We start from the raw sequence: 15419 nt of genomic DNA, 5'->3' as shown, positions 1-15419 counted from the left end.
TCTCAGGCAAGGGGGCTTTCGCGAGGGGTTTAGAGGGTTCTATTTGTCAGTCTACAGGGCTTTCTACTCTTTCATGACCTATGCACGTCTGTATGAACTGGAAACCAGGCAAGGCCTCCGGGATTGATCCATGCGACAGGGTTTGCGGATTGCTTTCATTGATCATTCGCATGAGTTGGGGGGGGCCGAGCACTTATTGCTGACGTTGATCGATGGCCTACCCCGAGAGCGATTCGAACCCATCATTATTACCCCGCGCGAAGGGCCGTTCACCCAGGAAGCGCGAAAGCGCAACATCCGCACCCTGGTATTCCCTCTGCCACCCTTTTGGTCGCAGAGCTTGTTGTTTGGAACCCGAAAATTGCTCAATCCTCTGGCCGCTTGCTGGAACGCCATAAACATGCTGTATTCGGCCTGGAAGCTACAACGCGTTTTGCGCCAAGAAGACATTGACCTGGTGCAGACCAATTCCACATTTGCACACATCTATGGGGGTGTAGCAGCACGACTGGCCGGATCGCCGTGCATCTGGTACTTTCACGACCTGGTTGAGCCAGATCGATTGATGGGCGCTATTGCTGGCGTTTGGAGGGTGCTTGCTGCCCTGTTGGACGCCCGTGTCGTGGCCGTCTCTAGAGCGGCGCTGCAGGCCCTGTCTGTTGGGGAACGCGGGATAGTAATCTATCCAGGCAAAACACTGGATGACACCCCGAGTCTTCCTGGCAGCCTGCGTCGGAAGATTAACGTGCCTGAAGGCGGCAAACCGGTCGTTTTCGTGGGCCGGATCAGCTACTCTAAGGGCCTTGATATTCTGGCTGATGCGGCATCACGTGTTATCAAGCGCGACCCCGCCGTTCATTTCGTGATCCTGGGAGATGCGGGGGAAAGAGATATTAGCTACAGACATTTCTTGATGAGCATTCTTTCCCAGCGCCAGTTATTGCATCACTGGCACTGGATGGGCTACGTTAAACACGCGAATCGGCTGATCGCTGAGGCAGCCCTGCTGGTCCTGCCTTCTCGTCGAGAAGCACTGTCCCTGGTGCTGATTGAGGCTGGACTGGCCCAAAAGGCGGTTGTTGCTTCACGCGTGGGGGGCATACCCGAAGTCGTTGTGGACGGCAAGACCGGGTTGCTTGTTCCCGCCGAAGACCCCGTCGCGCTTGCCGACGCGATTCTGCGCCTGGTTGAAGATACTGAACTGGCAACGCAGATGGGACAACAAGCATTCAAACATGTTCGACAGGTATTCAGTCTGGCTCGTTATCACGAGAAGTTCTTAGCACTCTATGACAGCCTTCAAGGCCGGCAACAAGCGTATCCTGTTCGTCCATAACGTCCTACAAAGCTTTGTTCGCACGGATCGCGATCTTCTGCGGGAAAGGTGGGCTGTTATCGAGCGCTTTGAGCGGAAGCCAGGCCCGCGCATGGTGTCGGCAATCCGCGACGTCGTGCAGTGTGACCTGGTGTTCTGCTGGTTTGCGAGCTGGCACTCGCTTGGCCCGGTTCTCCTGGCAAGACTGCTGGGCAAACCGTCGGTGGTTGTCGTGGGCGGGTACGATACAGCCAACCTGCCCGAAGCAGGCTATGGATCACAGAGGGGCGGGGTCCGCCGATGGGTGTCGCGCACCATCATGCACAATGCTACCCATCTCGTCGTGAATTCGGAAAGCGCGAGGCTGGAAACGGAGCGCAATGTTGGCATTGGCCGAGACAAGATCACAGTGATCTACCATGGGATCACTCCCCTGCCGATGGGGCCTACCCAGAATCGCGAACCGATCATCCTGACCGTCGGCCAAGTCTGGCAAGAGAACCTGGTACGCAAGGGCTTGCTGCCGTTTGTCCAGTCGGCACGGTATTTGCCAAACAAGCAGTTTATCCTGGTCGGCAAATGGCACGACAGGAGCATCGAGACTCTGCGCGCTTCAGCAGGCGAAAACGTGACCTTCACTGGTTTTCTGCCCGATGAGGACCTGGAAGCCGTCTACATGCGTTCTGCCGTCTACGTACAGGCTAGCCTGCACGAAGGTTTCGGCCTTAGCGTCGCCGAGGCAATGTCTGCTGGTTGTATTCCCGTTGTGACCCGAGCCGGGGCGCTGCCAGAAGTGGTGGGCGATGCAGGCGTGTACGCGGAATCGAACAGCCCGTCGGATTTGAGCGCGGCCATCACAGCAGCCCTGACGATGGATGGGAGCGCGCGCCTGAAGGCCCGTGAGCGCATTCTGACGCTGTTCCCCATCGAGCGGCGGCGGCAGGCGATTCACCAGCTTGCCGAAGAACTGGTTAACCGTGAGCTCCGCTCCAGCTAGACACACCCTCCCCCTCGTTTCCATCATCGTGCCCATCCGCAACGAGGCGGCGCACCTCGCGCGCAGTCTGGGGGCGGTGCTCGCCCAGGACTAACCGCCCGACCGCCTGGAAATCCTCGTTGTGGGCGGGTATGATACGGCAAATATTCCTCAAATCGGCTATGGTCATCAAAGAGGTGGCATTAAGAAGCAAGTCAGTCGCTTCAATATGACAAATGCGACTGTGTTGACTGTCAATTCTAATTATATCAAATCGGAGATAGAGGCCAATGCAGGTATTTCATCTGGTAAAATACGCGTGGTGTACCATGGAGTGGAAGATTCTGTTCGAGAAATTCAATTCCCCAAAAAACCGATAGTATTGACCGTTGGGAAGGTCGACCGCTCAAATCTGAGACGTAAAGGACATGAGCTTTTTGTTAAGACGGCTCGTCATTTGCCTCATTTTCAATTTGTTTTGATAGGCAGATGGCATGACGACGCGATTGAATATCTCAAATCCATTGCAACTCCCAACGTAGAGTTTACAGGCTGGGTGAGCAATGAAGAACTTTGGCGCTACTATTCTGAGGCCTCCGTTTATTTTCAACCGTCTCTCCATGAAGGTTTTGGGTTGAGTGTTGCAGAGTCCATGTTGGCGGGCTGTATTCCTGTTGTAAGTACCATGGGTGCGCTCCCGGAAGTCGTTGGTCCCTGGGATTACTATATGCGAAACTTCGATCCATTACATTGTGCGGAATTGATTGTTAATGCGCATCAGGCGCCTTTTGCGCAAAGAATTGGAGCAAGAAACCGAGTGTTGGAGAAATTTACCTTAGAAAAGAGGAAAACGGCTTTGCACTCCATCATAGATGACCTTCTCGCGAAAACCAGGAGCATGGAGGAATACTATGGATAAGCCCGAAGCCGCTTGGATGCGAAAGCGCTATAACATCGTTCTGATTGTAGTCCTAGGATTATTTCTAAGGCTCCTCGCCATACAAAATCTATCGCTTTTCGGGGATGAATTTTCTTCACTTCTGGAAGCCCGGCATCTGGGCATGAATTGGAACGGGATTCTCTACTATTCCGTGCTCCATTTCTGGATGAAAATTGTTCATGCTGATTGGTGGTACCGCCTGTTTTCTGTTCTTCTGGGGGTAAGCGCGATTCCCTTTTTGTACTTCGCTGGAAAATTCTACCGGGGGACCCGCTTGGGGGTGGCTATGGCTCTACTAGGGGCTCTGTCACCCTTTTTAATCGTCCATTCTCAAACCGTCCGGCATTATATCGTGGCATTTTTGTTGGCATCCATTGCATTGGCTGCACTGCTGGCAATTCTCGATGGAAACCAAAAGCCCATCTGGAAATTCTGGTTCATCGCTTCACTAATTTTATTGCCTTTCAGCTTCATTCTCGGCGTTCTGCTTTCATTGCTCTTTTTGATTGTTCTGTACATAGAGCGATCCAAAGAAAGCCGTCAAAAAACCATTCGAATTATCATTGTTTCGGTACTGTTTTTGGTTTTCAATCTCGTGCTCTTGATTAATCCTGTGCGGATCTGGGGATGGCACTGGATACAACACCTGACGGATGCTGTTCGGTATATTGATTTTCAAAATAGCCGTGGCTTTGGAATCTCTCAACTGGTCAAGTTACCCTTCTATTTCTTCCTGTTTGTTCTGGGGTATCACGTCTATCCCCTTGAATGGGCAATCGTCCTTCCTGCTGCTATCGTCACTGCGATCGCCTTATGTGTCGGCCTCCTTCGCATGAAAAACAAGTGCCAATTGATCCTAGTGGGGGCGTTTCTTCTGATGTTGCAATTTTTGGTCTTTGATGCCGTGGTTCCGCCCCATTCGCTCACTTTGGGTCCCGAATATTTGATCATTTTTTGGCCGATGTTAATACTCTTGTTGGCCGATGGCGCAATTGGGTATTGGAAGAATGGCGCCTTTATGGGCCTCATGCTAATATTTTTTACAGGTGTGCTCTATCAACATTATAGCAACTGGTCCTATGGGGAGGAGAACCGCATTGATTGGCCGCGGGTCTTGCAACGTTATCAGAGCGTGGATACTGATTCCACGCTCTTACTGTATGATGGAAGATCCGCTCAAGCATTAAGACATTATTCTTCTTCTTCAATTCAACAAATGGGTACCTGGCAAGTCACAGCCGGGGCTGTAGATAGCTTGAGCAATTTCTATCGCAAAATATTCTGGTTGTCGAATGACTGGCAAACCGACCGCATTCGCCGATTCAATGACCTTTTCAGAAGGCTCTATGAAACCTATGATCTCGTTGATGGACGAGTCGACTATCCATTGTTCCAATATTCGTTTGAAAAGAGGCCATTTGCCGGTACCGGTGTTCCGGTTGATTCGACAAGCGGGAGGGTAATGATACCCAATTTTCTCTATGGGCTCGATCTTAGCGATCTGCCTCTACCAATCTCTGCGAGTTTGGAATCAGTAAAGGTTCCAGTCCTGGGGAATTTTCGCTTACCTGATTTTCGGGGAAAGAACTCTATAGAGATTGCACTGGCCAGGCCGGTTGGGGCCGCAGAACTTTTTATCATTACCAGTCTGGTAATGCCTTCTAATTCAGTAACCGCAGAAACAACTATTGGCAGGATCCGGTTGATGGATTCCGAAGGAAAACGCTTCGATCTGGATTTGACATATAAAAAGAATATCTTCAGCTGGGACGAGCCGATTCAAAATTCCATCATGGCAGAGCACCTTGCCTTTTCCTGGCACAAGCGGATTTTCTTCACCGGACAGCATACCTATCCGGGTGCCTGGCGTGATTTTACCGCAAAGGCCTACTTCAGTGGTTTTACTCTTCCCAAGGATCTATTCCATTCCATCAGAATTGATTACAAATTTCCGGTAGGACATCTGTATGTCTGGGGAATTGTATTTCGGTAGGTCTTGATCATTATAGCAAAGGTGAACAATGAAAGATACTAAACCTGTTCGCGAATCATTTCTGGTGTTTGGAAAGCCGGATATCCAGGAGCCTGAAACTCGAGGTCGTAGACACGTTGAAATCCGGTTGGATCGGTACGGGTCCAAAATGTTTTCAATTTGAACAACAGTTTCAGGAATACATCGGATGTAAATTCGCCACCTCCCTTTCATCGTGTACCGCCGGACTTGAACTGGCATTAGATGCTCTTGAAATCGGCCCTGGGGATGAGGTCATCACCACACCCTTGACCTTTGCAGCCACCGTGAACGTTCTGGTTCGGCGAGGAATTCGACCGGTGTTCGTGGATGTGGAAGCGGAAACCGGTAGCATCGATCCAGAACGGATCGAAAGCGTTATTTCTGAAAGAACCCGTGCGATTTTACCCGTACATCTCTACGGCCTCCCTTGTCGCATGAACGAAATCATGGATATTGCCAGAAAGCACCACCTTTACGTGATTGAAGATGCTGCGCATGCCATCGAGGCCTGGTATGATGGGCAAAAGATCGGCAATATCGGGGACGTCACCGTTTTCAGCTTCTATGCCACCAAAAACCTGACCACTGCGGAGGGTGGCATGCTCACAACAAACAATGAAGAATGGCTGGAAAAAGCCGTGGTGAGGAAATTGCATGGGTTAAGTAAAGACGCCTGGAAACGCTATTCCACAGAAGGGTTTCAACCTTACGACTTGCTTTGTCCGGGCTACAAATTCAATATCACGGATATTCAGGCTGCCATAGGATTGCACCAGTTGGCATGTATCGAAAAAATCTTGCCTATCGGGAACAACTCTGGCAGATTTATAAACAAAAGTTGTCCGGCTTTGAAGAAATCGATTTGTTGAACGATTCCCCCTATCCTGAGATCAAAAACAAAACGCGGCACGCCCGGCATTTGTTTACCATCCTGCTAAAAACGGAGAAATTGGGTATTTCCCGCTGGGACTTCATGGAGCAGATGAAAGCCCAGAATATTGGAACCGGCGTGCACTTTATTGCCCTGCATTTGTTGACTTACTACCGCGAACACCTGGAATATCAACGGGGTGACTTTCCCAATGCCGAATACATATCGGACCATACGGTTTCTTTGCCGCTTTCCACAGCGATGCAGCTATCGGACGTGGATGATGTGATACGAGCCATTGAGAACATCTTGTCGAATATCGGAAAGAAATAACCGAACATTCTATCCGTTTAACTCAATGTCCGAAAAACCGACTCCCTTCGTTTCCATCATCATGCCCATCCGCAACGAGGCGGCGTTCATCGAGCGCAGCCTGGGCGCGGTGCTCGCTCAGGATTATCCACACGATCGCATGGAAGTGTTGGTTGCGGACGGCATGTCAACCGATGGTACCCGTGCCATCGTCGAGCAGCTTGCCGCTCAACACCCGGAAATTCCTGTATATGTTGTTGACAACCCCTGCCAGATCGTTCCAACTGGCTTCAACGCAGCCCTGGCAAAGGCGCGTGGAGACGTCATCGTCCGGGTGGATGGGCACACGATTGTGGCTCCCGACTATGTGCGTGAATGTGTGGCCGCCATCGAACGATCGGGGGCGGACAACGTTGGTGGTCAGATGACCGCGATTGGCACTACCGCTTTCGGACAGGCAGTGGCACTGGCAACCAGTTCTCCATTTGGAGTAGGGGGAGCACGATTCCACTATTCCAATCGCGAAGAGTGGGTTGATACGGTCTACATGGGAGCCTGGCCGCGCTGTGTATTTGAGGAGCTTGGAGGCTTCGATCCAGAACTTGTGCGCAACCAAGACGACGAGTTCAATTATCGTCTCCGTGCTCATGGCGGACGTATCTTGCTCAGTCCGCGCATCAGATCGCAGTACTTCAATCGGACCTCTCCCCGCTCGCTGTGGCGGCAGTACTACCAATATGGTTTCTATAAGGTGCGCGTGTTGCAGAAGCACCCGCGTCAGATGCGCTTACGGCAGTTTGTGCCACCTGCCTTTGTGGCTGTGGTCCTGGGGGGAGCCGTGCTCTCACCATTGAACAAGAGAGTTGGAGCGTTGTGGAACCTGGGGCTAGCCGCATATGTGACAGCCAACCTGATCGCCAGCTGGCGTATCGCGCGCCAGAAGGGGGGTGAACACTTCTGGCGTTTGCCAGTCGTCTTCTTGATCCTGCATTTCAGCTACGGTCTAGGTTTCCTGCACGGACTCGTGCATTTTCGCAAGCGATGGACAGGGGCGTGACAGACGCTTCCCACTCTGACCTCGACCGCCTGCGCGCCGAATACGCGGACCGCGACCGGCGTCTGGCGGGCAGCGATATCTATTCGCTTTTCAACCCCGCTCACCTCTTCATGACGCAGCAGCGCCAGCGTGTAACCCTCAAGACTCTGCGCCGCTTTGGTTTCTATCCCCTGGATCGCTATCGTATCCTTGAGATCGGGTGTGGACGCGGGGGCGTCTTACTGGAGTACCTCGGTTTTGGAGCTACACCCGCCCATGTGCATGGCATTGACCTGCTTGAAGATCGTGTGGCTGAGGCTCATGCCAGAATGCCTTCGCTGGCCCTCAGTTGTGCTGATGGACAGCACCTGCCTTACCGCGATTGTAGCTTCGATCTGGTGATGCAGTACACTGCCTTCTCCTCGATCCTTGACGACACTGTCAAGACCAATATTGCCAGAGAGATGTTGCGAGTTCTGCGACCTGATGGCGCGATCATATGGTATGACTATTGGCTTAACCCAACTAATCGGCAAGCGCACGGCATTCGTCCGGCTGAGATACGCCGGTTGTTTCCTGGGTGCGAATACCGTTTCCAGCGCATCACCTTGGCTCCACCAGTCACACGAAAACTCATCGTACTATCATGGATAATATGTGCCATATTAGAAAAAATTGTGTTTCTAAATACCCATTATTTTGCAATTATACGCCGAATATCTAGTCCTGGTATAAGTGGAAGGTCATAGGTAAATGGTTCTAGCAAGAGACAGCCACGACAAGCGCGCTTATCTGGACAACCTGGGGTATTTTGCCGAATGGGGAGGAAGGAGTTGGCACGCACTGTTGAGAGAAGCTTTTAGGGATTTCATAGGTGAAGATCTTACAGGGCAACGGGTATTGGATATCGGTACACGGTATGGAAAGATGTCTTGCCTGTTCGCTCTCCTGGGTGCAGAAGTCGTTGGGATCGACATAAACGGACATTCGCTCAAGATTGCCCAATCTGAAGCCGTACACTGGGCCGTCACAGATCGCGTTCTGTTCGTCAGATACGATGGTAGTCTCGATATATTTGCCAGTTGTAGCTTCGATCTGGTGTTCACCAAAAGCGTTCTTGTCTTGATTGAGAATTTGGATGAATTCCTACAACAGATCTCGTCAAAACTGCGTCCCGCAGGGAAGGCCGTGTTCTTGGAGAACGGGAAAGGTTCCTCTCTACTTCACGGCCTGCGAAGATTCCGCCATCGCAGATGGAACTATTCTCAGGCGAATTACTTTACTGAGAGCCAAATCGCTCAAATCCGCGGCGTCTTCGACGTCCATCTTGTCAAAAAAACTCTCTGGCCACCTGTCTATCTAGTTTGTGGTCACAATAAGAGATCGATGATGGGATCACAATGAGCCGAGATGATTCAGAACTCTATGTATGCCCCAGGAAGAGAACTAACAGTCGTTCCACCTTCCTCCCCTTCTCGCCGCCAGCCATCTCGGAAGAAGAGATCGCAGCCGTCGCCGATACGCTGCGCTCGGCCTGGATCACCACTGGCCCGAAGACCAAACGCTTTGAGCAGGAATTTGCGGCATACATTGGCGCTCCAGCGGCGCTGGCGCTCAATTCATGTACGGCGGGGCTGCACCTGGCGCTGCTGGCGCTCGGCATTGGCCCCGGCGACGAAGTCATCACCACCCCGATGACTTTCTGCTCTTCGGTCCACGTCATCGAACACGTTGGTGCGCGCCCTGTGCTGGCGGACATTGTGCCGGACACGCTGACCATTGATCCTGTCCGCGTGGCGGAAGGAATCACTCCGCGCACGCGGGCGATCATGCCTGTGCATTATGCCGGTCATCCGGCGGATATGGATCCCTTGCTGGAACTGGCCCGTCAGCGTGGCCTGTATGTGATTGAGGATGCCGCCCATGCGCTGCCTGCCTCATATCGCGGACAACGGATAGGCACTATCGGCGATCTGACGGCGTTCAGCTTCTACGCGACCAAAAACCTGACCACTGCTGAAGGCGGAATGCTCACCGGCGCGCCAGAACTGATCGAGCGCGCGCGTATCCTCAGCCTGCACGGCATGAGCCGCGACGCCTGGAAGCGCTACGATGCCAATGGCTCCTGGTACTACGAGGTGATTGACGCGGGCTGGAAGTATAACATGACCGACATCCAGGCAGCCATCGGCCTGGTGCAACTACAGCGCCTGGAGTCCATGCAGCGCCGACGGCGCGAAGTCGTGGCGCAGTACAACGCCGCCTTTGGTCAGCTCGATGCACTGCAAATTCCGACCGAGCGCCCCGACGCAGAATCGGCATGGCACTTGTATGTCCTGCGCCTGAATCTGGATAGGCTGACCATCGACCGGGCGCGCTTCATCGAGGAACTGCGCGTCCGCAACATTGGCACCAGCGTGCACTTCATCCCGATCCACCTGCATCCCTACTACCGCGACAAATACGGCTTCCAGCCAGAGGATTTCCCTGTTGCCTACCGCGAGTACCAGCGCATTATCTCCCTGCCCCTGTACCCCCGCATGAGCGACCAGGACGTGCAGGACGTGATAGATGCCGTCGTTGAGATTGTGAAGCGACATCGGAGGTAGGAGGCCAGAGGGCGGAGGACAGAGAAGGGAGAGGATAGGGTGCAGTGTGAGGAGTGGGTGTTTGACGGCAAGGCATGGGCGCCAAAGTCTGGCAAGCACCGTCGGCAAATTCGCTCGTGCCGGGATTTGGATGTGTTCAACCTGGCCTATGTGTTGGCTATGGAGATCTTCCACCTCAGCGCACGGTTTCCCGAAGAGGAGCGATACGCACTCACCGATCAGATTCGGCGATCGTCTCGGGCCATTTGCAGCAACGTTGCTGAAGGATTTGCGAAACGCCGGCACGAAGCCGTCTTCAAGAATTCTCTGAACAACTCCCTTGGTGAGGCCGAAGAAACCAAAGTCTGGCTTGACTTCGCCTTGGATTGTCGCTACCTTTCTGAGGAGGCTCACCGGTATCTGACGATTGGCTATGATCAAGTTGGCGCCATGCTCTGGACACTCATGACCAGGTGGGAGACCTTCTCGTGATCCATCTCCTGTGCTCCATCTTCGGTTCTCCGTCTTCCGCGTTGAAGCGTGTCTTTGACGTGGTCGTGTCGGCGCTGGTCGTGCTCGTTGCGCTGCCCCTGTGGGCCCTGGTTGCCCTGGCCATCAAACTGGACTCCCCGGGCCCGGTCTTCCACCGGGCGCGGCGCATCGGCAAGGACGGCCAGCCCTTCACCCTCTACAAGTTCCGCACCATGGTGGATGGGGCCGATACCCAGGGTCCCCGCATCACCCGGCGCGATGACCCACGCATCAGTCGGGTGGGGCGCCTCCTGCGCCGCATGAAGATAGACGAGATGCCGCAACTGCTCAACGTCCTCAAGGGCGAGATGAGCATCGTTGGCCCTCGCCCCGAGGACCCGCGCTACGCGGCTCATTACACCCCCGAGCAGCGCCGCGTGCTCAGCGTACGCCCCGGCATGGCCAGCCCCGCTTTCATCAAGTACCGCCACGAGGAAGAGATCCTGGCGCGGGCGGGTGAGACCTGGGAGCAGGTCTATCTGACTCAGATACTCCCTGAGAAACTGCGTATGGATCTGGATTATGTCCGGCAGCAGTCCCTCCTGTACGACCTAAAGGTTTTCGGCCGCGCCGCCTTGTCACTCTTCTTGCCGCCGGAACATCAACGGGGTGCGTCACCCATTGCCGGAGGACTGCCCCAGGCGCTTTCTGATGAGGAGCAATTGGCCGCTAGGTGAGGTGTATCGCATATGCTCCTGCCCTCCCACTGGTGTACCCCAGCCCGGGCCGGCAGGCTCGAGTATCCACACAGCGGCCCGGCGGACCCCTCACTACTGGTGCCGCCCGCCGAACGAGGGGTAAGGCACGTGCCTGAGACGTACACCACGCTCGAGGGCTGGCTGGCGCACTCTCGGCGTACAGCGATACCAGCGACCAGTAACTTGCACATAAAGAAGGGGCACAGAGTCGCGTGTACCAACGAAGCTGGGGGAGAATAGACATGCGCTTGCGCAACCGTCACCTCTTACTGCTTGATCTCTTGGTCTTTTGCGTGTGCCCGGTTCTTGCCGTCGCCCTGCGTACCGACAGCCCGGCAAGCGTAGCCGCGCACGTGCACAGTCTGGCTATCTACGCGCTTTTCGCCATCGCAATCCGCCTTGCGGTGTTCATCCCCGTCGGACTCTATTCCAGGTATTGGCGTTATGCGAGTGTGGCGGAAATCGCCCAGGTGACCTTGGCGGTTTCTCTTAGCACCCTGCTCCTGTGGTCTGCCTTGCTTGCCGTGCTCACTCCGCTTGGCGTCATCCAACAAGGCTTTCCGCGCTCCATCCCTCTCATCGATGGGCTCTTAGTACTGCCGGCAGTGGGTGGCATCCGCTTCTTGGCGCGCCTGCGCCACTATTACCAGCAACGGCGCGCTAACAACAGGCCGGAGGCACAAAGAGTGGCAATCGTCGGCGCAGGGGAAGCTGGGGGAATGATCGTCAAGGAGATCGCGGCCAACCCACAACTGGGACTGCACCCGGTGGCATTCATCGACGATGACTCGCGCAAGCATAACTTGGTTATCCACGGCGTACGCGTCGTCGGAGGCAGGGAGGTGCTCGCCGAGCTCCGGGACCGCTACGGAGTGCAGCAGGCCATTATCGCCATGCCCACCGCCCCGGGGAAGACGATCCGGGAACTGGTGCAGCTCTGCCGCCAGGCCGGTCTCGCGGTAAGGGTAGTCCCCGGCGTATTCGAGCTCCTTGCCGGCAAGGTCATGGTCTCCCAGCTCCGCCCGGTGGACATCACCGACCTGCTCCGTCGCGAGCCGGTGTGCACGGACATGAAGAGTGTGGCCGCGCTCCTCAGGGGCAAAGTGGTCATGGTAACAGGAGCCGGGGGTTCCATCGGCCTTGAGCTGTGCAGACAAATCTTGCAATGCGCGCCGGCGGAACTGGTCGCCTTGGGTCATGGTGAGAACAGCGTGTTCGAAGCCTGCAACGAACTTCGGACGTTGCTCCGCGAGACACGTGGCGCTGCGGTCTCCCTTCGTCCAGTGATCGCCGACATTCGTGATAGGCAGCGGATGCGGGCGGTACTGGCTACCTACAGGCCGGTGGTTATTTTCCACGCAGCGGCTCACAAACACGTGCCGCTCATGGAGGAGAATGTTCAGGACGCGGTGAGCAACAACGTGCTCGGGACCAGAAACCTGCTGGAGCTGGCCAGTGAGCTGGGCGTCGAGCGGTTTGTCCTGATATCCACCGACAAGGCAGTGAATCCCACCAGCGTCATGGGTGCGACAAAACGCGTCGCAGAGTTCTTGGTTCAGGACGCTGCTTTGCGCACGGGGCGCCCGTTTGTGGCAGTCCGCTTTGGCAACGTCCTCGGCTCGCGAGGGAGCGTGGTGCCCCTGTTCAAGCAGCAGATCGCCGCAGGCGGCCCAGTCACGGTCACCCACCCCGAGGCGGAGCGCTATTTCATGACCATCCCTGAGGCCGTGCAACTGGTTCTGCAGGCCGCAGCGCTAGGCAGTGGCGGCGAGATCTTTGTCTTAGATATGGGCCAGCCGGTACGGGTGCTGGACTTAGCGCGCGATCTTATTAGGCTGACGGGGCTCAAGGAAGGTGAGGACATCGAGATTGTCTTTACCGGTCTCCGCCCTGGCGAGAAGCTGCGCGAGAGGCTCTTCCTCGACAGCGAGGAATACGCCCGGACCGCACACCAGCAGATATTTCAGGTGCGCAATGGTATGTTGAAGGGAGAAAGCCCGCTCGCAGACCTGCACCAGCTGGTGAAGAAGCTGGAGGCTGCTGCAGCCTCGGGAAGCGAAAAGCGGGTGCGGCGCCTGCTGCAGCGGCTGGTGCCTGAGTACACGCCCGTGCCCGCGGATGGGGCGCTGGCGGCCGCGGAGAACCACGGATAAGGGCGGATTGGTATGCTGGGGAGACGTCTGGACGGTTACGTCTGTCGGTAACGAAGCCCGTGTCTTGGATCGTCAAACGGTAACGTCCTACGGTAACGAAGCCCGTATCGTGGAGACGTCTGACGGTTACGTCAGGCGGTGACGAGGCCCGTTTTGTGGATCGTCTGACGGTTACGTCGATCGGTAACGAAGCCCGTATCGTGCAGACGTCTGACGGTTACGTCCTACGGTAACGAGGCCTGTTTCGGTAACGTGCGTCGGTCACGGCTGTTGAACTATAGCGGACGAGAGACGTTACCGTAGGACGAAACGGGCGTCGTAACCGTTACCGTGAGACGTAACCGAAAAAACAGGCATCGTAACCGTAACCGAACGACGTGACCGGACAAAACAGACGGGCATCGTAACCGTAACCGCCGGACGTAGCCGGACAAGAAACGGGCATCGTAACCGTAACCGAACGACGTGGCCGAAAGAAAATACGGGCATCGTGACCGTGACCGTTGGACCTGATCAGATGAGAACGCGTGCACGGCTGGCGTTATGGAGGGTCGGCACAGGGTCGCAGAGTGGAGTCCGGGGAACAGACAGGGGGTTGTCGGAGTAGGCGAAATGGAAGCCGCGGCCTTTCCGGCTGAGAGAACGGGTTTGTCCGGCTGGACCGGCAATGCGATGCTGTCGGGGGTTTGGGAATAGCTTATGGGAACCAATTGGAGGTCAAGGAAACCGTGAACAGACCCTACGAAGGGCGAATAGTGATCGACCCGCGAGTGCATTTCGGCAAACCCTGTATTGCCGGCACTCGCATCTGCGTGGAGAACGTATTGGAGCTTGTACAGGAAAACATTCCTTTCCAGGAAATTGTCGAAAAGTACTATCCCGATTTGGACCTCGACGACGTCAAAGCCTGCGCCGCCTATGCTGCGGACATAGTACGTTCAGAAGAGATTCACTTAGACACGGTGTGAAGTGCGTTTGCTGGTCGATCAAGATGTTTATCAGATTACTGTCGACGAGCTCAGGAAGTGGCGGCACGACGTAGTTACGGTTCGCGAAATCGGGCTGCAGTGCGCGGCGGATGAAGACTTGCTGCTGAAGGCGAGGGAGACGCGCCGACTGCTTGTTACCCGTGACAAAGGCTTCGGGGCCTATGTCTTCCTCAAGAGAGAGCTGTCAGCAGGTGTGATTCTCCTGAGAGTGAGTCCCTCCACGATTGCTGACGTACACCGCGAACTCCGGCGTGTTTTCCAAGAACATAGCCAGGAAGAGCTGGGTCGTTTTTTCTGTGTAGTTGAGCCCCATCGGCACCGCATGCGCCGCTTACTTTGAGTCCCTTTGAACCCCGGCGTCAAGGGGTGCCCGGTAGTGAGGTCCATTTTGTGAATCGTCAGTCGGTTACGTCAATCGGTAACGAGGCCCGTTTGGTGGAGCGTCTGACGGTAACGTCTGTCGGTAACGAGGCCCGTTTGGTGGAGACGTCTGACGGTAACGTCTGTCGGTAACGAAGCCCGTTTTTGGGAATCGTCCGTCGGTTACGTTAATCGGTAACGAAGCCCGTTTGGTGAAGCGTCTAACGGTAACGTGCTACGGTAACGAGGCCTGTTTCGGTAACGTCAGTCGGTCACGGCTGTTGAACTATAGCGGACGAGAGACGTTACCGTAGGACGAAACGGGTTTCGTGACCGTAACCGTCGGACGTAGCCGGACAAGAAACGGGCATCGTAACCGTAACCGTTGGACGTGACCGAAGAACGAGACGGGCTTCGTGACCGTAACCGAACGACGTAACCGAACAAAAAACGGGCATTGTAACCGTAACCGTAGGAGATCAAGCGGTCATCACATTGGGCAACGGCTTCCATGCAACTGCGCGGCAAACGAGAACACAGAGTTATGGTCCAATCCGCGGACCCATCCACCCCCTTTTGGGCCCGCGATCCTAAACGCTCCATGACGTGATGAAAAGGCTAATGGGTGGCATCATA

At 55.0% G+C, this 15419-nt stretch carries 13 protein-coding genes and 1 pseudogene; all 14 read left to right on the top strand.

Annotated elements, in window-relative coordinates; genetic code table 11:
- The first annotated feature begins 130 nt into the window (after window positions 1-130).
- The 14 genes and pseudogenes from H5U38_01870 to H5U38_01805 all read left to right on the top strand — a co-directional run bounded on the left by H5U38_01870 (window position 131) and on the right by H5U38_01805 (window position 14763).
- Complete coding sequence (locus H5U38_01870; GenBank protein MBC7185760.1) at window positions 131-1336, top strand: glycosyltransferase; 1206 nt, start codon at window positions 131-133, stop codon at window positions 1334-1336.
- A complete protein-coding gene (locus tag H5U38_01865; GenBank protein ID MBC7185759.1) occupies window positions 1290-2312 on the top strand; it encodes a glycosyltransferase in 1023 nt (340 codons plus the stop codon). The genes H5U38_01870 and H5U38_01865 overlap by 47 nt, the downstream gene beginning before the upstream one ends.
- Window positions 2313-2433: 121 nt before the next feature.
- Entirely contained in the window at window positions 2434-3210 is a 777-nt protein-coding gene (locus tag H5U38_01860) for a glycosyltransferase family 4 protein (GenBank protein MBC7185758.1), read from the top strand.
- A complete protein-coding gene (locus tag H5U38_01855) occupies window positions 3203-5224 on the top strand; it encodes a hypothetical protein (GenBank protein ID MBC7185757.1) in 2022 nt (673 codons plus the stop codon). The genes H5U38_01860 and H5U38_01855 overlap by 8 nt, the downstream gene beginning before the upstream one ends.
- Before the next feature lie 28 nt (window positions 5225-5252).
- Window positions 5253-6449: pseudogene (locus tag H5U38_01850) on the top strand (DegT/DnrJ/EryC1/StrS family aminotransferase).
- Between the two features lie 25 nt (window positions 6450-6474).
- Window positions 6475-7485 carry a glycosyltransferase family 2 protein gene (locus H5U38_01845; GenBank protein ID MBC7185756.1) on the top strand — a complete coding sequence of 337 codons (1011 nt, stop codon included), beginning with the start codon at window positions 6475-6477 and terminating at the stop codon, window positions 7483-7485.
- Window positions 7482-8213, top strand: coding sequence for a class I SAM-dependent methyltransferase (locus H5U38_01840; protein MBC7185755.1), 732 nt, complete (start codon window positions 7482-7484; stop codon window positions 8211-8213). The genes H5U38_01845 and H5U38_01840 overlap by 4 nt, the downstream gene beginning before the upstream one ends.
- Before the next feature lie 4 nt (window positions 8214-8217).
- On the top strand, window positions 8218-8868 hold the full coding sequence (locus tag H5U38_01835; protein MBC7185754.1) for a class I SAM-dependent methyltransferase: 651 nt from the start codon (window positions 8218-8220) through the stop codon (window positions 8866-8868).
- Entirely contained in the window at window positions 8865-10073 is a 1209-nt protein-coding gene (locus H5U38_01830; protein ID MBC7185753.1) for a DegT/DnrJ/EryC1/StrS aminotransferase family protein, read from the top strand. The genes H5U38_01835 and H5U38_01830 overlap by 4 nt, the downstream gene beginning before the upstream one ends.
- Before the next feature lie 159 nt (window positions 10074-10232).
- The gene (locus tag H5U38_01825; GenBank protein ID MBC7185752.1) at window positions 10233-10544 is read left to right on the top strand and encodes a four helix bundle protein; all 312 of its coding nucleotides are present in this window, start codon (window positions 10233-10235) and stop codon (window positions 10542-10544) included.
- 41 nt (window positions 10545-10585) lie between these two features.
- On the top strand, window positions 10586-11260 hold the full coding sequence (locus H5U38_01820; GenBank protein MBC7185751.1) for a sugar transferase: 675 nt from the start codon (window positions 10586-10588) through the stop codon (window positions 11258-11260).
- Between the two features lie 263 nt (window positions 11261-11523).
- Window positions 11524-13434, top strand: a complete 1911-nt coding sequence (locus H5U38_01815) for a polysaccharide biosynthesis protein (protein ID MBC7185750.1) — start codon at window positions 11524-11526, stop codon at window positions 13432-13434.
- Window positions 13435-14162: 728 nt separating this feature from the next.
- Window positions 14163-14402: a DUF433 domain-containing protein gene (locus tag H5U38_01810; protein MBC7185749.1), complete on the top strand. Its 240-nt coding sequence runs from the start codon at window positions 14163-14165 to the stop codon at window positions 14400-14402.
- 1 nt (window position 14403) lies between these two features.
- The gene (locus tag H5U38_01805; GenBank protein ID MBC7185748.1) at window positions 14404-14763 is read left to right on the top strand and encodes a DUF5615 family PIN-like protein; all 360 of its coding nucleotides are present in this window, start codon (window positions 14404-14406) and stop codon (window positions 14761-14763) included.
- Window positions 14764-15419: the final 656 nt, after the last annotated feature.

It is taken from the genome of Calditrichota bacterium, assembly GCA_014359355.1.
In the GTDB taxonomy this organism is placed as follows: Bacteria; Zhuqueibacterota; Zhuqueibacteria; order JANLFK01; family Oleimicrobiaceae; genus Oleimicrobium.
The sequence above is the reverse complement of the archived record's forward strand: the minus strand, read 5'-3'. Positions and strand labels throughout refer to the sequence as shown.

Excerpts from the sequence above, each read along its gene's own strand:
- H5U38_01835 (MBC7185754.1), top strand. The coding sequence starts at position 8,218 with ATGGTTCTAGCAAGAGACAGCCACGACAAGCGCGCTTATCTGGACAAC.
- H5U38_01815 (MBC7185750.1), top strand. The coding sequence starts at position 11,524 with ATGCGCTTGCGCAACCGTCACCTCTTACTGCTTGATCTCTTGGTCTTT.
- H5U38_01825 (MBC7185752.1), top strand. The coding sequence starts at position 10,233 with ATGGAGATCTTCCACCTCAGCGCACGGTTTCCCGAAGAGGAGCGATAC.
- H5U38_01845 (MBC7185756.1), top strand. The coding sequence starts at position 6,475 with ATGTCCGAAAAACCGACTCCCTTCGTTTCCATCATCATGCCCATCCGC.
- H5U38_01870 (MBC7185760.1), top strand. The coding sequence starts at position 131 with ATGCGACAGGGTTTGCGGATTGCTTTCATTGATCATTCGCATGAGTTG.
- H5U38_01855 (MBC7185757.1), top strand. The coding sequence starts at position 3,203 with ATGGATAAGCCCGAAGCCGCTTGGATGCGAAAGCGCTATAACATCGTT.
- H5U38_01865 (MBC7185759.1), top strand. The coding sequence starts at position 1,290 with ATGACAGCCTTCAAGGCCGGCAACAAGCGTATCCTGTTCGTCCATAAC.
- H5U38_01830 (MBC7185753.1), top strand. The coding sequence starts at position 8,865 with ATGAGCCGAGATGATTCAGAACTCTATGTATGCCCCAGGAAGAGAACT.